Origin of the sequence: Enterococcus sp. DIV1767 (genome assembly GCF_050542585.1) — a bacterium.
In the GTDB taxonomy this organism is placed as follows: domain Bacteria; phylum Bacillota; class Bacilli; order Lactobacillales; family Enterococcaceae; genus Enterococcus_D; species Enterococcus_D innesii.
Window position 1 is genome coordinate 671,900 of record NZ_CP172936.1, and the last position, 20,868, is coordinate 692,767.

The 20,868-nt window shown below is 41.5% G+C and carries 14 protein-coding genes and 2 pseudogenes; 13 read left to right on the forward strand and 3 right to left on the reverse strand.

Annotated features, from left to right (window positions below; genetic code table 11):
- Positions 1-7: 7 nt before the first annotated feature.
- From IGI78_RS03155 to IGI78_RS03175, 5 genes are read left to right on the forward strand one after another with little or no spacing between them, the layout of a single operon-like run.
- Positions 8-1,423 (forward strand): lipopolysaccharide biosynthesis protein, encoded by a 1,416-nt coding sequence (locus IGI78_RS03155; protein ID WP_430618419.1) that lies wholly within the window; start codon positions 8-10, stop codon positions 1,421-1,423.
- On the forward strand, positions 1,420-2,451 hold the full coding sequence (locus IGI78_RS03160; protein WP_430618420.1) for a glycosyltransferase family 4 protein: 1,032 nt from the start codon (positions 1,420-1,422) through the stop codon (positions 2,449-2,451). The genes IGI78_RS03155 and IGI78_RS03160 overlap by 4 nt, the downstream gene beginning before the upstream one ends.
- 31 nt (positions 2,452-2,482) lie before the next feature.
- Complete coding sequence (gene wecB, locus IGI78_RS03165; RefSeq protein WP_430618421.1) at positions 2,483-3,580, forward strand: non-hydrolyzing UDP-N-acetylglucosamine 2-epimerase; 1,098 nt, start codon at positions 2,483-2,485, stop codon at positions 3,578-3,580.
- Positions 3,581-3,594: 14 nt separating this feature from the next.
- Positions 3,595-5,055, forward strand: a complete 1,461-nt coding sequence (locus IGI78_RS03170; RefSeq protein WP_195265214.1) for a helix-turn-helix domain-containing protein — start codon at positions 3,595-3,597, stop codon at positions 5,053-5,055.
- Between the two features lie 29 nt (positions 5,056-5,084).
- On the forward strand, positions 5,085-5,471 hold the full coding sequence (locus IGI78_RS03175; protein ID WP_233619219.1) for a DUF7006 family protein: 387 nt from the start codon (positions 5,085-5,087) through the stop codon (positions 5,469-5,471).
- A 160-nt stretch (positions 5,472-5,631) separates the two neighbouring features.
- Here the strand turns inward: IGI78_RS03175 and IGI78_RS03180 are convergent, their stop codons facing one another.
- On the reverse strand, positions 5,632-7,119 hold the full coding sequence (locus IGI78_RS03180) for a helix-turn-helix domain-containing protein (RefSeq protein ID WP_430618424.1): 1,488 nt from the start codon (positions 7,117-7,119) through the stop codon (positions 5,632-5,634).
- Positions 7,120-7,516: 397 nt separating this feature from the next.
- Here IGI78_RS03180 and IGI78_RS03185 point away from each other — a divergent pair, with 397 nt between their 5' ends.
- The gene (locus tag IGI78_RS03185; RefSeq protein ID WP_430618426.1) at positions 7,517-7,900 is read left to right on the forward strand and encodes a DUF7006 family protein; all 384 of its coding nucleotides are present in this window, start codon (positions 7,517-7,519) and stop codon (positions 7,898-7,900) included.
- 137 nt (positions 7,901-8,037) lie between these two features.
- Here the strand turns inward: IGI78_RS03185 and IGI78_RS03190 are convergent, their stop codons facing one another.
- Positions 8,038-9,546 carry a helix-turn-helix domain-containing protein gene (locus IGI78_RS03190; RefSeq protein WP_430618427.1) on the reverse strand — a complete coding sequence of 503 codons (1,509 nt, stop codon included), beginning with the start codon at positions 9,544-9,546 and terminating at the stop codon, positions 8,038-8,040.
- Positions 9,547-9,817: 271 nt separating this feature from the next.
- Here IGI78_RS03190 and IGI78_RS03195 point away from each other — a divergent pair.
- Positions 9,818-11,467: pseudogene (locus tag IGI78_RS03195) on the forward strand (VWA domain-containing protein); the annotation flags it as partial.
- Here the strand turns inward: IGI78_RS03195 and IGI78_RS03200 are convergent.
- Positions 11,468-11,632 (reverse strand): annotated as a pseudogene (locus IGI78_RS03200) (hypothetical protein); the annotation flags it as partial.
- 486 nt (positions 11,633-12,118) lie between these two features.
- Between IGI78_RS03200 and IGI78_RS03205 the strand changes: the two are divergent.
- The 6 genes from IGI78_RS03205 to IGI78_RS03230 all read left to right on the forward strand — a co-directional run bounded on the left by IGI78_RS03205 (position 12,119) and on the right by IGI78_RS03230 (position 20,840).
- Positions 12,119-12,217 carry an LPXTG cell wall anchor domain-containing protein gene (locus tag IGI78_RS03205; RefSeq protein ID WP_430618576.1) on the forward strand — a complete coding sequence of 33 codons (99 nt, stop codon included), beginning with the start codon at positions 12,119-12,121 and terminating at the stop codon, positions 12,215-12,217.
- Between the two features lie 462 nt (positions 12,218-12,679).
- Positions 12,680-14,065 (forward strand): helix-turn-helix domain-containing protein, encoded by a 1,386-nt coding sequence (locus IGI78_RS03210; RefSeq protein WP_430618428.1) that lies wholly within the window; start codon positions 12,680-12,682, stop codon positions 14,063-14,065.
- A gap of 44 nt (positions 14,066-14,109) precedes the next feature.
- Entirely contained in the window at positions 14,110-14,430 is a 321-nt protein-coding gene (locus IGI78_RS03215; RefSeq protein WP_216682276.1) for a cell wall protein, read from the forward strand.
- 149 nt (positions 14,431-14,579) lie between these two features.
- Positions 14,580-15,359 carry a WxL domain-containing protein gene (locus tag IGI78_RS03220; protein WP_430618429.1) on the forward strand — a complete coding sequence of 260 codons (780 nt, stop codon included), beginning with the start codon at positions 14,580-14,582 and terminating at the stop codon, positions 15,357-15,359.
- 169 nt (positions 15,360-15,528) lie between these two features.
- Positions 15,529-16,578 (forward strand): DUF916 and DUF3324 domain-containing protein, encoded by a 1,050-nt coding sequence (locus IGI78_RS03225; protein ID WP_244351321.1) that lies wholly within the window; start codon positions 15,529-15,531, stop codon positions 16,576-16,578.
- A gap of 23 nt (positions 16,579-16,601) precedes the next feature.
- Complete coding sequence (locus IGI78_RS03230) at positions 16,602-20,840, forward strand: WxL domain-containing protein (RefSeq protein WP_430618430.1); 4,239 nt, start codon at positions 16,602-16,604, stop codon at positions 20,838-20,840.
- The last annotated feature ends 28 nt before the right edge of the window (positions 20,841-20,868 follow it).

Below are 20,868 nucleotides of genomic sequence, written 5' to 3' on the forward strand. Positions count from 1 at the left end.
CAACTGATTGAAAAAATTACTTTTGAGGCTGGGCTTCTTCTCCCTCGGTTCGTTAGGTTCGGCGGTTTTAAACCTGGTGCTTTTGCCCGTAACGACCAGCTTTTTGACACCCGAAGAATATGGGAAGACCAGTATGTTTTTCCTGGCACAGACCTTTTTGATATACGTGATCTATCTCGGCTTCGACCAAGCCTTCACGAGGGAATACCATGACCACGAAAACAAACGCGAGTTGCTGCAACAAGCGATGCTCGTCCCGTTGCTCGGATCGCTGATCTTCCAGCTGATCCTAGTGGTTTTTGCCGCACCGTTTTCGCAGCTTTTGTTTGAATCTCCACAGTACACCCGTGCGATTTATTTATTTGCTCTCTCGTCGGGACTACTGATTTTTGAGCGGTTTCTTTTATTAACGATTCGAATGCAAAACAAAGCGATCCAGTTCTCCGTGTACAGTATTTTGTTGAAGTTCATGGTCTTGCTCATCACATTGCTGTTTCTCTTTTTTGGTCCGCCGACGTTCATTACGGTGGTCTATGGCATGCTTCTAGGACAAATCATCGGTGATTGTCTTTTGGTTCTGGCAAACCTGGCGCTTTTTAGGCCGCTCATTCGCCAAATCGATCGCAACCTGATCAAGAAGCTAAGTCGTTTTGGCTTGCCAACCGTGGTCGGTACGTTTCTCTATAGCCTATTAATGATTATCGACAAAATGATGTTACGCTATTTTGCTGATTTTGCCGCACTGGGGATCTACACGGCTGCATTTAAAGTAGCAAGTGCTTTGATGATTCTACAAGTTAGTTTTGCCAATTTTTGGATTCCCACCTCCTATGAATGGTTCAAAAAAGGCAAACCATTGATTTATTACGAGCGAGTCAGTCACTTTATCATGTTCGTCTTGGCGATTTTCTTTTTACTGATGGTCTTTTTCAAAGAAACGATCGTCATCTTATTGTCGCAAGACTACTTAGAGGCCCAGTACTTGTTTCCCTTGTTATGTTTTTATCCCTTGATGATGACGATCAGTGAAACGACCAATCTCGGGATCGTTTTTTATAAGAAAAGTCACTTGAATATTGCTGCCTCCTTGCTGGCGGTCTTAGCCGCCTCCTTTTGTCATCTTCTGCTCGTACCGACAATTGGCGCCACAGGAGCGGCTTGTGCCACGGGATTAGGGTACTTGGTCTTCTTTTTTGCACGTACATATTTTTCAATGACTTATTGGCAGGGATTCTCAGTTAAACGGCAAGTCAGCCTTTCGATCGTGCTGTATTGCTTTGCGCTGTTTACGGCATTCAATCGCATTCTTTGGCTGGAAAAGAGCCTCGTTTTGCTGCTGCTGCTCTTCGTCGTTGTTCTTTATCGCAAGGAGCTAAAGCAGGTAACTAGATTTGTACAAGAAAGGAAAATCAACAAAGTATGAATATCTTACTTATCGGTCCAGATCCAGCAGCAAAAGGGGGGATCGCAACGGTCATTCATAATTTCCAAAAAGCACAAGCGCCAGAGGACGTGCGTTTCATCATTCATACGACCTGGTCGGAAAAAGGAAAATATTGGACGCAGTTCAAAGCGTTTCTTACGTTTCGTCGGCATATCAAAAAAGAAAGGTGCCAGATCCTTCATTTCCACGTTGCGCAAAAGGGCAGTTTCTATCGCAAGAGTTTGCTGTTGCTGCTAGCACCAAAACATTGCAAGACGATTTTTCATATGCATGCTTCGCAATTTGATCAGTTTTATCAAAACAGTCCTTCATGGGCAAAGTGGTGGATCCGTTTTACGTTATCACGGGTGAATCAGCTTGTAGTACTAAGTAGCAGCTGGGCAGCATTCTACCAAACAATTACGGATACCTCGATCGAGGTCTTGCCAAATGCCGTAGAGGTGCCGGAGGAATCCGTTTATGACCCCACCGCAAAATGGGTCATTACTCTTGGCAGGATCGGGCAAAGAAAAGGCAGTTTTGATCTGTTGGCAGTTGCCAAAGCAATGGCTATTTCCTTCCCTGAGGTTCGCTTTATGTTGTTTGGGGATCAAGAAAATCAACAAGTTGCCCAGCAGCTCCAAGAAGAAGCCCTGACCAATGTGTTCTTAAATGAGTGGGTAGCAACCGATGCGTTACCAGCTGTTTTTCGCAAGGCTGCCGTCCATTTTCTCCCTTCTTATCACGAAGGCTTGCCGATGGCGATTTTAGAAACCATGGCAGCAGGCATCCCCAATGTAGCGACCAATGTCGGGGGAATCCCGGAGTTGATCCTCTCAGGTGAAAATGGCTACCTAGTAGCTGCCGGTGATACTCAAGCAATGATCGAGACATTGAGTGAACTGTTACAAAACAAGGAACGACGAACGAATCTCAGTCAACAGGCCAGAGAAACGATCAAAAAAAACTATGCGTTAACGCCGTATATGAAGCGCTGGCAGAAGATCTACAAAAAGCAACTTGATTAATGCACAAATTGCTGAAAAAAGGAGAAGTAAGATGCAAAAAATAAAGGTATTATCTATTTTTGGTACACGACCCGAAGCAATCAAAATGGCACCGGTCATCAAGAAACTAGCAAATGATCCACGATTTCTATCGAAGATCATCGTGACAGGGCAACATCGAGAAATGCTTGAGCAAACATTAGCGGCGTTTCAACTGACTCCTGATTACGACTTGGCTATCATGCGAGAAAATCAAACCTTGACCAGTATCACCAGTCGTATTCTAGAAGGTCTCGAAGGTATTTTTCAATCAGAAGAACCAGACGTGGTGTTGGTTCATGGCGATACGACGACGGCAGTCGCAGCTGCGCTGGCCGCTTTTTATCAGCAGATCTTGATTGGTCATGTGGAGGCGGGGCTGCGAACAGGTAACAAGAATGATCCGTTTCCGGAAGAAATGAATCGCCGGTTGATTGATCAACTAGCGGATTTTCTCTTTGCACCGACGGATCAAAGCCGTGCCAATCTCTTAAAAGAAAACCACCCACAAGACCGTATTGTAGTCACAGGCAATACGTCCATCGACGCTTTATACCACACCTTGGCACAAAAAAAAGAGCGAAAACTAATTAGTGAGAAAAAAATCCTTTTAGTTACGATGCATCGACGAGAAAACATTGGGCAACCCATGGAACAAGTCTTTCGTGCACTAAAACGCATCGCTGTTGCTTATCCAGATCTGACGATCGTCTTTCCCATGCATAAAAATCCCCGCGTCCGTACACTTGCCCAGCACTATTTAGAAGGGCAGCAAAACATTCAACTGATTGAACCATTGGATGCCCCTGCATTCTATCAGTTACTGGCAGGCAGCTACCTTGTTTTGACTGATTCAGGAGGGATTCAAGAAGAAGCACCCTCCTTGGGTATCCCCGTCTTGATCGTACGTGAAACGACGGAACGCCCAGAAGGGGTGGTAGCAGGGACTTTGAAACTGATTGGTACCCATGAGGAGCATGTGTATTCAGAAATCGTTCATTTATTGTCAGATGAGGCAGCGTACAAACAAATGGCACAAGCCAAGAATCCCTATGGAGACGGGCAAGCGAGCGAGCGGATCGTGGCTGAATTAAAAAGTTATTTCGAGTAGAGGAAGGCGAATCTATGAGACAATTCCAATCATCTTTTGTCATTAGTAAAACGACGCTAAGGTGGCTACATCTGCTAGAACACATGGAGCATGCCTCTCACGTACCAATTCGTGGGTTGTCAAAAGTGATCAAAAGCTCTAGTCGAACCATTATTGAAGATCTACAAAATATAAAAGATTACTTCGAAGCCTCGATTGAAATGGAAACGACAAATAGTGGGTATCAGTTACAAATTATTGATGCAGAGAGCTACTTAGAAAAAAAGCGGAATTTAATCAGTAATGAACCGTTGTTTCGCATCTTTGAGAGCATTTTCTTAGGTGAAATATTGACAATCAATGAATGGTCAGACATTTTGTTTATTTCTCCTGCCACACTGATGCGTTATTTCAGAAAGATTGATCCCATTTTAGCGCAATATCAATTGACGTTGAACAAAACTACCGTCGATCTCGTGGGAGCAGAAGTCAATATCCGGCACTTTTTTCTGAATTTTTTTTATGAATCCGACAGTACTCCTCATACCGTATTTCCACCGTTGATTATTCATGAGATCGGTCTAAATTTAAAAAAAGAAGAATTCGACAGCAATTTCTCTAATCTCGCCTTTGAGGAAATCAGTTACATGCTATATATCATTTTAGAAAGAACCTCTCATGGGCATTACGTCACGATCGATCCAGCCATCGTAAAACAGTTTCGCAAAGAGTATTATCTCGAGCTGAAAAATTTAAAGACGATGCTGTCGCATCATTTACAAACAACGATCGCCGAAAAAGAAATCATCTACTTTTATGCTTTATCTATGGGGAAGCGGACGGTGTTTGATATTGAGATGGAAAGAAATTTTTGCAACAAGCTAGGCAGAGATTCTCAGATCCTGCAATTAACCCAACGCTATCTAAAGGAAGTAGTGGTACCGCCCTATGCGTTTGAATACAGCACGGTTTTGATTCATTCCTTTTTTGCTACAGTCTTACTAAAGAACAAACTTTCCCCGGTCTTGAATAAAGTGATTCCAGATTTGATTTCATTTGTTAAAAAACAATTTCCCGAAGAGATGGCACAAAACACCACGTTTTTACAAAAGCAATTCAAGCATCTAAAAGGCTTGTCTTTAGAAATGATCGTGGATATCAGCGCAGTCTTAACGATTCACATGGACTGTGTCAAAGAATTGTACTGGGGAAAGCCCAAAAAAATCGCATTTCTATTGGAAGGAAATCAATTTATTTCTCAACGGATTCAAGTCACAGCACGTAAGTATCTTGGCAGCTACCAACAACTCTATTTTCCTAATGTGTTAGATATTAATCCTGGCTATTTTGAAGCGAACCAATTTGATATTATCGTTACCAATTATAACGAGCATATGTCGAATTTTTCTTGTTCAGGAGTCTATTTATTATTCAATAAAATCCCGAACTCAACTGATTGGCGCAGACTCATGTCACTGATCGATTTTAAACTTTAGCCCTTGTCTATGTGCAAAAATATATTCAGATGAAAGATAGGAATGATGCAATCATGATGAAAAAAGGACATGTGACACCAGAAGCCTATTTGAAAAATTATAGTGAGCTTTGTTACTTACAGGAATATCCTTTGATCAAACAGGTGTGCACCGAGTTGCAGACACGATTCAAAGAAATTTGTTATACAAAATACGAGAATGTTCTCCAACAAATCGCTGATTTGTTAGAGATCGATGCTCAGTTACAAATGTTTTTAGATTTTTTTCGACATGATTTTTTTAAGGAAATCGAATTAGCCGAAGAAGAGATCGTCGAAATGATCAAAAAAGACAAAAATGTTTATTACAGACAAATGGCAGGGATTGGGACGAATCAAAAAGCGCCACATGGCTTGATTTATCTCAGCGAAAAATAGTAAAGATAGACTCTGATCGATCAAGACGGTCAGAGTTTAAATAATATATATCATCGTGTTTGATTGATTTGGAAAAAAGTTAGCATCGTTTGGTATAACTGATTATCTGAAGAGCGTTATGTTGTATACGTATATAGGAAGAAAAATCTAGCGATCTGACTTACACATTGTCTAATACAACCAAACGCAAGATTCGTGGATTGATTTGCTTAAGTAGTCGATTCCAATCGGTAGCGTCAGGAAATGACTTCAACAACACGCATTCCACTTCAAGCAAAAACTCTGTGGTGTATTCGGAATAGTTGGTGACCAGTAGATCGATGTTCTTTTCTTGGAGATATTCTGGCGATAATTCGCCGGCGTCAGGATAATAAAGCGTATGAAAAGGTGCCAAGTATTTTCGGATGATACTTTCCGCATATTCACAAGCATACTCATTTCCTTCGAAAATGATCGCGATCGTTCGTTGCCGCCCCCAATTTTCTTCTTTGATCGCTTCCATATGCAGCGTCAGACTGACGCAAATATCATCTAGGTAAGTCGGATCGTAGAATCGTTTGACAAGTTCATGATGGCTTAAAAAAAATTGGTTTTTTTGGTATTCATCAGTGAATTTTTCCTTGACGAATTGCGTTAAATCATCGATGGCGACATTCATTGTTGGAGAGAGTAGCTCTCTTAATTTCAGTCGGATGAAAAAGCTCTCTAACCATACTAAGTCCTTACTTTCATCAAATGATGAGCCACGAGTTTCTTTATAAAAGTCATGGGCTAGTTGTTTGATTTCAGGCCATTGTTCGCAAACAAGCTCACTTGTTAGTAGGGCAGGTTGGTTGATTTTTTGCCGACAAATCAGACAGATAAATAAAAAGATGACTTCTTCTTCAGGAAACGTACAATCAAAGAAACGTTCAATAATGGCATGTAAAGATTCTAATTGAAAAAATGGCTTGCTTTGGTCGTAAAAGTTTTTCAGCTCTGCAGAAAGATGGACCTGTAAGCCATTTTTGTTGCGTTCAATAGCGATATAGAGAATATAAGAGAAATAGGAAAAGGCGGAAGCCAGTTGGGTTTTATCCTGCCAGCATCGAGTTATTTCTATCACAGAATTTTGCACGTCAATCGAGGGGAACAGTGTGTTTACGTTAATCGCTGATTCATAATAAAAAACAAAAAAGAACTGGCGAACGTTGATTTCCGAACCAATCAATACGACGGGATTTGTGGCGATTTGCAAGTGAAAAGGTGCTAAGTAAGTATTGATTTTTTTAAAGTAATTCAACAGTGCTTGCTCGGATAAGTTTAATGCGAGACTCCAATCAAGTAAAGAATACTTTTCGTTGAAAAAAAAGCTTTCTAGCAGTTGAAAAATGGGTTCGTCTTTGACAAGAAGCTGTTTTTGCTTTAAATAACCGTCGGTATCAATTTCTTCAATGGAATAACCAAATTTTGTTGAGTGAATCGCAAGAGAATCTTTGAAGAACTCGCGGAGCGATTGAATATCAGTGATTAGGGTTCGCTTGCTGCTTTGGGTGATCGTTGCTAGGCCTTTTAAGCTATAAGTATCATTTTTTTCAAGTTCACTCAGTAACTGTATTTTTCGAATCAATGATCGATTTCTGAAAAACTTTAATTGAAATTTTTTCATGAAAACCTCTCCTCTAAAAATAGGTGGTAGGTGAAAAAGGGCTTTTTTTGTTGCTTTACATATGAAATTTCGTCTCTTTCTCTGACTGAATAAAAGATGAAGGAACATTATTCTAGTGAAAAATTTCACCGGCTGGTGAAATTTATTATTTTTTTTCACGGACATTTGACGCTATAGTAATCATATAAATCGTTTCTTGAGCCAATCGCTAGTAAAAAAGGCAGGATTTTTATCGAAACTAAGAGCCAGCGCATGTTAACCAAGTTTTTTGCTTTAGAAGTTAGTTATAGAATGTTCGCTCTAAAGGTAAATACGTAAAATGGAATGCAATGGTTGAAAATAGAGGAAACTTAGTAAAAATGTTTTCTATGAAAGCAGGAACAAAGGAGAAGAAGGTATGCAGGCGAGAAAAATATACAATGCAACAGACTATTTGGCATATTTCCAAAAAGAACTCAATCAAAGAGAGGTGTTTCAACACTTTCCTAAAATATATGGATATTACCAAGAGCTTTCGGAAACGTTTCTAGCTGTGTTTAATAAAAAGTACGAGAATCTTTTTGTTCAGTGGGCCAAACTATTAGCGATCGATGCGCAACTTCAAATTTTATTGGAGCTTTGCAATCATGGGAAAGATGACTTAGTCACTGATCTAGGCCTAACTGAAGAAGAGATCATTGCCATGATTCGGAAAGAGCATCGCTTTTTCTATCGTGAAATCACAGGACTGAAAGTCACTCAAAAACCCAAAGTCGGTTTGATTTATATGAGTGAAGAATAATCGTCTTTCAGTTCGTCAAGAACTTCATTTTTTTGTATTCACGAAATAAATTTCGAGAAAAAACTAACGGCTAAGTAGCTTTTGAGGAAGCTACTTAGCCGTTTTTGGGCTGATTTTAGGAAGTATCCAATCCTGGGCTATTTTCGCAATACGCCCTCGATGGCTTGGTGGATCGCTAATAGGTCTGGCAAGGTGATCTGTGCATTGATCAATATTACCGGTATTTCTGCCGATGTTGCGGTCAATGGTGATGTACTGATACAAAGATCATAATCATCGTCTTCAAAGTGATCCCGCAGATCAAGGTTATAGAAACCTTGAAAAGGGGTTTGGATCAACTCCTTAATTGCTAAAGAAAGTGCGAAAGGCAGGTCCGTTTCTAACTTGATTCGAATGACTTGCTGAAAGCGAGCTGGAGGTAAAATCAGCGTCCAGGCTGTTGCTACATACAAAGCCAGTCCTTTGCGTTTTTCCAAATCCTCGTGATAGACTTTTAGATAAGCTAGCAATTGTTCGGAATGCAGTTGCAAATTCGGAAAATGTTCGGTAAGGAACTGAGCTGTGTTATAGCCCGCTAGCGTATGAACAGTTTCGCCAAACAGTTCGACGGATAATATCCCATTCAGGATCGTATTCAAAATGACTTGTTTACGTGGTTGGGAAATGACCATCTTTTCAGCTGGCGAAGTCATTGAAGCCAGTGCTTTTTGAATCGTAGTAAATTGCTGGTCACTCGTTTTTTTCGAAGGAAAATAACAATTCAGTTGCTCCTCTGGAAACGTTCGCTCTAGATTGGACATCAGCCACAAAAAGCAAAACTGACATTCTTTTTCATTCAGAAAAAAGTGAGTCATTAACTCCTGTGACAGTTGGGTAAAAATCGGTGTTTCTGGATTCGTTGATTGTTGAAATAAGGTCAAGTCTAAGCCCTTTAATGGTGGTTGGAGCTGTAACTTTTCTTCGGCAATCGTTTGACCTTGGCGGAAACGCAAACAGATTACGGCTAGTATATAGGTCGTCTGTTTCAATTCAATCGTGTTAAAAGGTATGTGATTGTTGCGATAGAAAGCTCGAGCGATTTCCTCACATTTGCTTTGAGAGAGATGATTGAAAGGCCAATCAACACCTGAAAAAGTACGCCAAAAGAAGGCGACCATAAAATAGCGAATGCGCGCTTCATCACCATTCAGCTGTACATTTCCTTTGGTTTTTTTTAATGTAAAGCCTAAAGGTGCCAAGAGATTCTCCAGCTCATAGACTCTTTTGCGCACAGTAGACTCCGAGAAAAAATAATCGTTAGCAAATTGAACCACATTAATCTCATTATGCAGGAGCAATGTTTCTAATAATTGAAAAAAAGGATTCTTTGCTAGTAGTTGTCGTAACAGATGTTTATAGTCTGTTTTGTTTCCGTTAAATTTATATCCAGCTCCGTGTTTGGCCAGTAAGATGGGGTGTTTTTCCTCGGCATTTTGCTCAAGCTGTTTTGTTAACGCTATGAAACTTTTTTGGATTGAGCGGCGATCAAGAGCAAGGGTGGCACTGATTTCTTCAATTGGGACAAAACGTTTTTGTAAATACAAGAAACGCAATAAATCGAGGTCTTTTTTCAGACTACTCCCAAAAAAAGTGTAGAATCGTTCCATCAAAGGACCTCCTATCTCCTTAAACTATTGATGATTCATCTTCATCATAGCATAAAAAAGGATATTTTTTTGTATAGGAAATTGACATTTTTTTGTCTCTTTTCAGGGCTGGGATGCTCTATACTGTGGTCTGGTAAAAGAATAAGCTTTTGCGCTAGCAAACAGGAAGAAATGATTGGAAATAAGAGGAGTGATAGAAATGGAAGAAAAAAAAGGTTGGTTCCAACAAAACAGTCGCTTATTACTGATCCTATGTACTTTTATATTGAGTATGATCAGTGTCAGCGCGAAAGCGGCGACCTATGATTTTGACTATCAGGAGAACCAAGCGGGGCAATACCTTACCCACGGTACGGCTGCTGGAGATACCTACAATTATGATTATGGAAATGCACCTGGAGTCGAGTTTGATAGTGAGAATTATGTCAATTATGATGATCAGGCGTATTTAAAGAAAAGTGTGCAAGAAGTTGCAGGAAATCAAGGATTGTTTGACGTCACCCTTGATGTTAAAGGAAACCAAACGAACAATGCGGTTGATTTAGTATTAGTAGTCGATTTTTCTTCTTCTATGACTGGAGAAAAATTGAATAATGCGTTGTTAGGCTTACAACAATTTGGCACGGAATTGGCAGACTCATTAGCAAATGGCTCTATTCGAATCGGGATCGTGGCCTATAATCGCTATGTTTACTCCACGAATGGTTTTTCAACAGATATCGATTACTTAGAACAGTTTCTACGTCAAACCGCAGAGTCCCATTCCGGAACATTCATGCAAAAAGGGTTATTAGAAGGTGAGCGGCTCTTGCTGGAGGAAAGTCGTCCAGAAGCTGAAAAACTTTTTATCCATATTGGTGATAATAGTGCCAATCGTAGCTATCTTCCTGTAGAGGGAGCGACTACCTATCCTAACACGGGGGAGATCACAGACTATAACGGTTATCACACCCAAAGCTATGTCAAAGATTTTCAAACTGATAATTCTGCGTATCATACGACAAGTTCATCTTCTTCGGATCCTCTTGCAATCCCTGTCAGTACTTCGGTAGTGACAGACGCGACTTTAGGCACGATCGTCGCGATCAAGGAAGCGGGCTTTCCAATGTATTCGGTAGCTACTGCTCCGTCTTCTCGCGGGGAATACATTGGTCGAAACTTAGCTACATCATCAGGGAATTATTTAACGATAGATGAAAATCTGGTTGGCTTAGGTTCAGCGTTGACGGAAATCGCAAATAAAATCGATAAGACAATCTCCAGTGGTACGATCACTGACCCAATGGGTGCAGGAATCTTGCTACAAGGTGCAGGTAGTTTTGATTCCGATAACTATCAACTGGTTGGGTGGCGAAAAGATGAACAAGGAACTTGGGTCGAAGCACCTGACCTAGTGGCAAATGTGCAAGTAGCAGAAGCCGATCAAACCATCACTGTCAGCAATCTTGCTTTGGGTGAGAACGAGCGAGTTACATTGACCTATCAAATCCGCCTTGATACTGAAGACTCTTCATTCCAAGGAGAAACATGGGTTCTATGTAACGGTCGTACCACATTAGTGCCGGAAGTAGACGGAGAAGCAGTAGATTTTCCAATCCCATCGATTAAAGCGCCAGTGGTTTCGATAAATGTCCTTAAGAGGTGGGTCAATGTTTCTGCCGCCGAGATTCCAGAGCAGATCGAATACCAAGTGCAACGAATGACCACTACCTCGGAACAAGGTTGGCAAATTTCCGATCCACTGACCTTGAGCAAGGAAGACGATTTCCAAGTCACCCTCAGTGAGGTTCCTGTTAATGGTCAACAACTCGTGTTACCCAAATACAATAATCAGGGAGAAGACTTCAGTTATACAGTGACGGAAATCAATGTTCCTGAAGACTTTGAAAGTACGGTTACTAACGATGGTGAAACGATTATTCTAACTAATACCAAGAAAGAGACCGAACCAAGCACAACGGAACCAAGCACAACAGAACCAAGCACAACAGAACCAAGCACAACGGAACCAAGCACAACAGAACCAAGCACAACAGAACCAAGTACAACGGAACCAAGTACGACGGAACCGAGCACGACGGAGCCGAGCACGACGGAGCCGAGCACGACGGAGCCAAGTACAACGGAGCCAAGCACAACGGAACCAAGTACAACGGAACCAAGTACAACAGAACCAAGCACAACAGAACCAAGCACAACAGAACCAAGCACAACAGAACCAAGTACGACGGAACCAAGTACAACGGAACCAAGCACAACGGAACCAAGCACAACAGAACCAAGTACAACGGAACCGAGCACGACGGAGCCGAGCACGACGGAGCCAAGTACAACGGAACCAAGCACAACCGAACCAAGTACGACGGAACCAAGCACAACAGAACCAAGCACAACAGAACCAAGTACGACGGAACCAAGTACAACGGAACCAAGCACAACGGAGCCAAGCACAACAGAACCAAGTACCACCGAATCAAATAATGATCATTCATCAACGAGCCAAACGAGTCAATCCAGTGATCAGGTCGGTGGTTCAGTGACTACCACCACTTCTAGTCAAAATAATGGGGGTGTGCTTCCGCAAACGAATGAAAAACGTGCTGCCTGGTTAGTAGTTTTAGGAACGATTATTGTAAGTGGCGTAGCTGTAAGTATTTTCAAAAAGCAATAGAACGTAGTGCTAACTTATAATTCTAGATAAACAGCTAGACGAGTGTCTAGCTGTTTTTTTGCGTAAAAAAACCACCACTGAATGCAACTATTTAAAAGGAATATTCTTGCTAGACATACAGTCAGAAAAAAAGATTAGTCACGCATTAAATGAGTTGCTAGAAGTCACATATAAAATAACTAATAGTATTTAAATGTAAGAGACAAGAATCGAAGGGAATTTAAAGAGAAGTCAATCTTTTTGCACCCTTGTGTGCAAATGCTGGTTAAAAAATAGGTGGTAATTTTGTTAGAATCAAACAAGAAACATTGCAATGATTCGAAGGTAGAGCAAAGGAGGGAGACTCAATTTGATTATCAATGGATAGGAAACTTACTAAAGGAGATTTAGCACGTGAACAGTCTTACATTCCAATTAGTAACGAGCTCAGTCAATCGAAGAAGTCTCATTCTTTTGGCACACATGGAAAATGAACACGTTTTAAGTGTCAAGCAGCTTTCAGAAAAAGCAAGTATTTCCCGTCGAACCGTTTTGACCGATCTAAAAGCAATTCGTGCATTTTTTGGAGACACGATCTCTCTTAATGGGACACATCAAGGAATGAAGTTAGTGATCAACGATCATGATGAGTATGATAAAAAACGACGTTCCTATTATGAAAAAGAACCACTTATTTTATTGGTACAGGCTTTTTATGCAGGCCAGACGTTTCCTTTTCTAGCTTGGATTCGTGCCATGCACATTTCGGAATCTACGGCAAATCGACTTTTAAAAAAATTGCAAATGATTCTTGATGACTACGAACTGGTAGTAACAAAGTCTTCGATTGGTTTAGTAGGAGAAGAAATCAATCAGCGGAAATTTTTCTGGGATTTTTATTGTGAAACGCATTATTTTGACTTGCCACCAATCGATCACCAACTTCAAGAAGCTCTTATATTACGAATTGAGCAAGAAGTGGACATCATATCAAAGAAAAAAGTCATTAGTATTATCCGTTTATCTTTTCAGCGATCGACTTATGGCACATTGACTTTTGATAGCGAAATTAAGGCACTGGCGCAACAAGATCCACTTTTTTTAGCGATCAACGAGACGATCCAAGAAAGTGGTAGTCTGCAAACGATAGCAAGAAAACGTATTTCTGAAGAGGCTTGCTTTATTTATTTAATGCTATACGCTCAATGGACACTTCGTGGTAAAACAAGGATTCCCCTGAGCAGTATTTTGACAAAGAGTACTCACTTTAACCAATTATTTGTTCATTTTTTGGAGCTGCACCATTCTTATCTTGAAAAACCTTGTTCTAACCAACAAATCGTTGAAGATTTTTTAGTACGTCAGTATGCAAAAGTTGGCTTAGCACCTACTTTTTTAAAGAATTCGGATAGTACAAATCATTTCGTGTGTTCTTTGCCATTCAATCTGTATGAGCCGTTGATCGCATTTATGGAAGTAAATGCGATTCCACATTATTTCGAAAATCGATTTTTCTCTGACTTTTGTTGTTCCTTCGTTCTGTACCTTTTTGGCAATCAATTGATCCGGATTTCTCGAAAAATCGTGGTGTTGCTTGCCAATAATTATGTGATTGATGAATGGATTTGTAGTATCTTTGAGCATCATTTTAGTGGTCGAATGGAAGTCCTGTATGAAGAACAGTTGTCGTTCAAACAAATCAATCAGCTTGATTGCGATACTTTGATCACTAACATCGTTCCGTTTGAATACACCATTGAAAAGCAGCCACAAATCTTTTTTCTACCTAAATACATTGGTTATAAGGAAACGATTAAGATAGTCGTTTCAATCTTGAATGAAGAACTACAGGATTTTTTCTGTGTCTAGCGAAAGTTCTTTTAAAAGGAAGCGTGGCAGGGAAAGGGGGAGTAATGAAGCTTTATAGACTCAGTTATCTTGTTGTATTGTCACTGATAGTATGTTGTTTGTTTCGTGTTGATCCGGTGTATGCCAAAGAAATTGTTACTAGCCGAACAGAAGGGGTCATCCGCTTTATTGGGGATAATAACAAAGAGTCCAATCCAAAGCCGCCGGCAGGTGAATGGCTACCACCTGGAGAAGAAGAAGGTGGTGGAAAAATCGAGGATCTTCCGCAATTAAATAGTCAACAAAGGGAAGTTTATTGGATCGGGGTGCTATTCGTTAGTGTTAGTGTAGGAATTTACGTGAAAAAACAAAGACTCTCCATTTGAAGACAAGAAAATAAGCTGTACTAGAGAATGAAGTCATTCTGAAATTTAAAGTAGGCACAATGGGGTTTAGTCACTCAAATGCATTTCCTATTGGGATGAAAAGAAATCCGGACCACGCATCAATTAGAAAAAAGAAGAGGAGTATTAGTATGAAACGTATGAATTTAGTAACAATCGGCGTTATGAGTATCACCGTTCTATCTGGAGGAGTGACAGCTTTAGCAACATCAGTCATCCAAGGGATTACGGAAAATGAAGTAGAGTTCATTGCAGGGGACGATGAAGAGATCGATGTTGAATTACCTGAAAAAGAACCGGAAGTAGAAATCGATCCGATTGATCCAGATGTAAAAGGACCCTTTACTCTTGTTCATGTGCCAAAGCGTTTTGATTTTGGTACACAAGCAATCAGCACAGAACATGGGGCAGCGGCGATGCTTGCAGAGATGGAACGTTTGTCTGATGGTACAGGAACCGTTCCATATGTTTCTTTTGCTCAAGTATTGGACACTCGTGGGGAGCATAATGGCTGGACATTAAATGTTGATTTGGATCAATTCATGAGTACAGATGCTAATTCTAGCCATCTATTACGGGGAGCCTATATTGAATTACGAGATCCGCAGATTCGCTCAAATGCGCTAGATCCTGAGACTTTTCCAAGCGCACCGATCGATCAGTTAAATCGTCAAATCATTGATGCTGGAAGTGAAGACAACACATTGATGACTGCTGCGGAGGGACAAGGAGCTGGAGTTTCGACAGTTCAGTGGGGAAACCAAACACTTCTGAATCAGAAGCATGAGGCTGGAGAAAGTGACATTCTGAATGAAGCAATTTGGCTTCATGTGCCAAAGGGAGCAAACCCTCAAGCGACTACTTATAAGGCGACTTTGACGTGGAATTTAAGTGCTACGCCAGAAAATTAATCGGTTCTGCTAAAAAGCAGTGCATCGAAGCTTCGTTTCGAAGAAAAAACTCAGAAAATCACAATAGGTTTCTCTATTAAAACATTCTTGAACGGGAAATAGGAAAGTGGTTCAGGTAATAGGCAGGAGGCACGTATTTCCTGCCTATTATGGAAGGAGCGGTTCAGTTATGAAAGGATATAACAAAAAATCAAGAATATCTAAGCAAGTGATGGGGATTGCTTTCCTGTTGTTTTTATTCATTGGCGCGCCCGGTATGAGTGGAGCAACAACACAATCGGAACTACCATTTCATGTAGTCCCAAATTTGCCACAAAGCCAACTAGCTGACGGAAACAGTGGTTACTTTGATCTGGAAATGGCACCAGGTACGAGTGATCTATTAGGTTTGACGATCCAAAACCATTCGACAGATGACATTGTGATTGAAGTTTCTGCACATACAGCTTTTACTAACGGAAATGGAGTTGTTGAATATGGCAAAGATGCGACTGAGCCAGATCCAACTTTGCTTCATTCACTAGCTGATCTGATCGATTCACCAGGTGAAATCACACTGTCAGCCAATGAAAAAAAGACGATCGAGTTACCAATACATATGCCAGAAGCAGCCTTTGCTGGGAGTTTAGTTGGCGGTTTACGTATCCGTGAGGTGATAGCAGAAAACACCGATTCAGAGGTGGAGGGTGTTGCGATTCAAAATCGGTTTGCCTATATCTTAGGAGTCGTAGTGCGGAATGAGTCTTCCCTCATTGAACCAGAGCTTGCCTTGCTAGACGTCTTTCCTGGTCAAGTGAATTACCGAAATGCATTTCGGGCGACGTTACAAAATCCACAGCCGCGTTTCCTGAATCAGTTAGAGGTAGTGGCGACAGTGCGGCGAGCAGATCAGGAAGAAATTTTGTACGAGGCACAGCGAGAAGGAATGCAAATGGCACCAAACTCGCATTTTCATTTCCCCGTTTCCTTAGCTGGAGATCGCTTTTATAGTGGAGAATATGTAATGTCTTTGACGGCACGATCAGAGGGTGAGGAGTGGTCATGGGAGTATCCCTTTACGGTTGAAGCAGATGTTGCAAAGCATTTGAATCGTGAGGATGTTACCCTTGATCCTGAGGCAAATTGGTGGCTAATCAGCACATTTGGTTTAGTAATGGTCCTTCTTGGAACGATCATTTGGCTGTTATGGAAAAACAAAAAGCCGAGAACGGATACGTAAGAAGCGAAAAAGGAGAGCTAGGAATGAAAAAGAAAAGCTTGGAACACTTGCTTCAATGGAGCCTTATTTTGATGTTGATTTGCTTGCCGAATGAGCCTTTCCTCATTGCTTTTGCTGAGACAGGAGAATCCGAGTTGGTGCAAACATTGGAGGAAAGCTCGCTGCTTGAGGAAATTGGCACACGCTCATTGCTCCCACAAGCGACTTTTGAGTTCAAGCAACCAAGATTTTCTGGTACTTTGGGCAACCCCCTCTTACTTGAATTGGTCAGTGATCTAGCGGTGGAAGAAGTGGTCCTAGAATTACCTCCAGAGCTTGAGGTGCTAACAGAGGAGCAACCATCAGAAAAAACAGTAATAAAAAAGGATACTAATCATTGGCAAATCAAGACAAGTCAAAGGCAGCAATCATTTGCTGTTCCGATCATTGCCAAACAGACGGGATGTTTTGTCGTAACAAGTGGAGGAGCAGAAGCCCTGGTCGAAATAAAGGCAGCAAATGATTCGAAAGAAGATACCCAAGAAGATACCCAAAAAGAGGTCGTGGAAACTGGCACTCTTGCATCTCAAGGGACAGATACCGGTGTTTCCGAGCAATCTGGAAGTAGTATAGAAAGCCCTCAAGATTTTTTAGAAGAAGCCGCAAGTGATGCCAGATCAAGTTCTTTTGACGGATCGGTTGTTGAAGTTGCTAGCATGGCCGAGTTCATGAGTGCCTTACAAAATCCAACTGTTTCGATTATTTCTTTGCAAGCGGATCTTACTCAATCTGCTAACAATGTGATGGATATCAATCGCTCCATCATGATTCAAGGAAACGGCCACACGCTGACATTCAATAATAATAATGCTTATTTTCGCCTAACAACTGTAAACGAAGAAACGACTTTCCGTTTAGAAAATCTGAGCTATCATAAAACAGGAAATACTGCTTTGATCCAAACGACCAATATTTTAAGCCGCGATTGGGTCGTTGAGGTAGCGAATGTTGAAGAAGTCGCTACGAACCGTTCTCCGTTTATTTTGGCTCGAGAAGCAAAAGTTCATTTTACCGGTGGGATCAATCGTTTTGAAGCAATGACTATGGATTCAGATACTTTATTTAATCTCAAAGAAGTGGAAGCAAGCAACCAAGCACAAGTAATCATCAATAAGCCGAATATGTGGATTTTTTATACTGCACCAGATATTTCAGATCCTAGATTGTTGATTGATGAGGGAGCTCAAGTAACTATTGTGACGCAACAAGGGGCCGCGAATACTATCGACCTTCGCGGAGACAACGGAAAAGTCATACTCGACCACAACGCACACTTAGACATTCAAAGCCCCGGTGCCGCTACGAATGCCACGAATGAAGCAAATAATGCCCTTATTCTTTCTGGGAAAAATCCAACTTTTATTGCGGCAGAAAACGCTGTTTTTTCGATCAATGTTACGGAAAGAAAACGAGGACTTGCGCTTACTGGCGATCAGCCAGAATTGAGCATCCAGTCTCGTGCGGATGTATCGATCAAAACAGTGAATGCGAATGCCATACTTTTGAATGGAGGCACGCCATCCATGACGATCACTGGTGATAGAACGTTCCTCCGTGTCACGAATGAGTTTGCTGCAGAGGCTAATGCGATCGACATACGTGGAGATAATGGCGCCTTTTCCATTAGTGAAGAAGGATCGCTTTTCATACAAAGTCAAGGTGCAACGATCGAAGCTTCTAATAATCAAAATAATGCGATTATGATGAGTGGTGCCAATCCAAAGATGATTGTTAGTGAGGCTGCCTTCGTACAGATTGAAGCAACACAAAGGAGACGTGGGCTATTTTTGACAGGGGATAATCCTCACCTGGTGATTCAGTCTGGTTCAAAAGCAAACCTAACGGCAGGAAATGCTAATGCATTGCGAGTCGACGGAAAAAATGCCGATGTCACCATCACTGGACAAGATACTCATGTGTCGATTTCCAGCAAAATTACCGCAGCAGAAGGAGCAGCCTCTTTTGTTTTAACGACTCCAGCGAATGCCTCAGAATCAGGGGTGCTTATGGTCAGTGATTCAGCAGTATTGGAAGTCGAGAGTATTGACTCAAGCGCCATCAATGTCACTAGTCTGGGCTTTACCTTTGAGGTTCAAAGCAATGGGAAATTAATAACTAGCAGTCAATATGCTAATGGGGATCACGCGACGATCCGATTTTTATATTATGGTTTGGTAACTTTTCATGTGACCGATGGTGGTACGGTGAATGTTTTTAAAACAGGTGGCAGCGCTCCTTTGATTCGAATTCCTAGTGGAGGAAATTCGTTTGAAATATCGGATGGAGGCATCGTCGATCTTTATAATCCAGGTACAGGTACTCCTAGTGACGGCAATGTTGCTGGGGGAAACCAAGGAATTTTCTATGCAAGGGGTATCTATGAAAATGGCTCGGAAAATAATTTTTCGATCGTGGGTGTTAATAGTAAGTTTATGTGTGTAGCTAAGAGTGGTCCTGGGATTGATATGCACACTTATTTCAATTCAACGATTTATGTTGAACAAGGGTATTTTCAAGTGGAAGGACACACAAGTACGCCGAATGGAGGTGTCTTTCGTTCAGGAAATCTTTCTGTCATCTTGAACGATCCAGTCTTTTTTGATTTCCGTAACGAGCGCTTCGATGGTGGAAACATCTTCAGTGTCTCCAATCTATCAACATTAACTGCCACTAATAGTGATTTAGCTGTCTGGAAAAATGGTTCGAATCTTTCCGGTGATCCAGATTTAAACTTTCCAACCCTTGATTTTGCTTTTTCAGGTACTGATTTTGGTACATTGGGAGTGACGAATCAGCCAGATATACTGAATCTGGAGACTTTTGGAGACAAAGGATTGACAAACTATTCTCGAGTCAGTTCGAATAATGCACGCTGGGCGATTGCAGATGTTTTACGAGTTCCGACAAATGCCGATAAAAAAATCCATGGTAGAGTTAGTATCCCGGTTGGTTTTGATGGCACTCGCCCAGCGTGGGACAATGAAGCGAAAGTGACTGTAGAAATTGAAACTACTGCTGGTCACAAAGAGCGAGTCACGGCTAGTACGGTTGGACACACAGAGGAAAACCCCGGAATCAGTATTTATGGGGAAGAAGCGCAAGGAGGCGTTTTTGAAATTTCTTTAGCGGCGCCTTTGGAAGCAGGAACGACGGTTCGAATTGTAGCAGTCGAACTAACAAGTGGAGAGTTGACAGAAGGTGCGCTGAATCTAATTTTAGTCGGTCCTGTTGAAGTCTTTCCGATTATTCCCCCAACGCCCGCGGTTGTTTCTTCTTTGACACTTCTTGAAGAATCGACAGAACTACATGGCTATACAGAGGATAGAGCGGTTCAAATAAGCGCAACGCATAATGGCGTGTGGTTCAATACAGAGATGGCTGATATCGATGAAAATGGCCGATTTATCATTGACTTAAGTAGTCGTCAGCTAAAAGATGGAGATGAGATCCAAGTATTTCTGAAAGATTCTGTCGGTTCGGCAAAAGCAGCTGGTGTTCAGCATCCACCTGTCACAAATGATCAGACTGGCAATCAGAATCCTCCTTCAGAATTGTCCTTTCGTGATGCAGTTTTCCCCGCTGCTACAACGGTCAAAATTGTGAAATCCGGTCCATTTCCGCCAGTTGATCCATTAGAACCAGAGATGGAAGTAGAGCCAGACAATCCTCCGCTCCTTCCTGATAACCAAGGAATGATCAGTCTTGATTTTGTCTCTCAGTTTCAATTTGGTCAAGTACCGATTCGTAGTACCAAAGGAACCTATTATGCGTTGCCTCAACAAATCAGTCAGGAAGGGACAAGTGACACCGCCGACCGACCGAACTATGTGCAGATTACTGATCAGCGTAAGCTATTGGCAGAAACGAGCTGGCGTTTATCGGCGACATTTGATTCACAAGGGTTCCGTAATGAGGATAATGATCATTTAATTGGTGCGCAAATCAATTTACACAATCAATACCTTGCGACTGCTTCGACCAATGCTGATGCTAATATGCCAGAGCTTGCTGTGGCTGATGATGGGACCATAACTTTATTGCCGGGGGAAGCTCAGCTGCTGTTAACCGGTGGAAGCCAGAGTACTGGGACATGGATCTATCGTTTCGGCGATCAAGAGACGGCAGCTACCAGTGTCGAATTGGAAGTTCCGGCTGGTGCCAATCCAAAGACAGGGCGGTATCGGGCAACGATCGAATGGTCTTTGAGCAGTGTACCTGAGTGAAAAAATATCGGTACACCAATAGTGCTGT

Bases quoted from the DNA above. Each gene is read 5' to 3' on its own strand.
- IGI78_RS03220 (WP_430618429.1), top strand. From the start codon at position 14,580: ATGAAACGTATGAATTTAGTAACAATCGGCGTTATGAGTATCACCGTT.
- IGI78_RS03230 (WP_430618430.1), top strand. From the start codon at position 16,602: ATGAAAAAGAAAAGCTTGGAACACTTGCTTCAATGGAGCCTTATTTTG.
- IGI78_RS03160 (WP_430618420.1), top strand. From the start codon at position 1,420: ATGAATATCTTACTTATCGGTCCAGATCCAGCAGCAAAAGGGGGGATC.
- wecB (WP_430618421.1), top strand. From the start codon at position 2,483: ATGCAAAAAATAAAGGTATTATCTATTTTTGGTACACGACCCGAAGCA.
- IGI78_RS03170 (WP_195265214.1), top strand. From the start codon at position 3,595: ATGAGACAATTCCAATCATCTTTTGTCATTAGTAAAACGACGCTAAGG.
- IGI78_RS03225 (WP_244351321.1), top strand. From the start codon at position 15,529: ATGAAAGGATATAACAAAAAATCAAGAATATCTAAGCAAGTGATGGGG.
- IGI78_RS03185 (WP_430618426.1), top strand. From the start codon at position 7,517: ATGCAGGCGAGAAAAATATACAATGCAACAGACTATTTGGCATATTTC.
- IGI78_RS03175 (WP_233619219.1), top strand. From the start codon at position 5,085: ATGAAAGATAGGAATGATGCAATCATGATGAAAAAAGGACATGTGACA.
- IGI78_RS03180 (WP_430618424.1), bottom strand. From the start codon at position 7,119: ATGAAAAAATTTCAATTAAAGTTTTTCAGAAATCGATCATTGATTCGA.
- IGI78_RS03190 (WP_430618427.1), bottom strand. From the start codon at position 9,546: ATGGAACGATTCTACACTTTTTTTGGGAGTAGTCTGAAAAAAGACCTC.
- IGI78_RS03215 (WP_216682276.1), top strand. From the start codon at position 14,110: ATGAAGCTTTATAGACTCAGTTATCTTGTTGTATTGTCACTGATAGTA.
- IGI78_RS03210 (WP_430618428.1), top strand. From the start codon at position 12,680: ATGGAAAATGAACACGTTTTAAGTGTCAAGCAGCTTTCAGAAAAAGCA.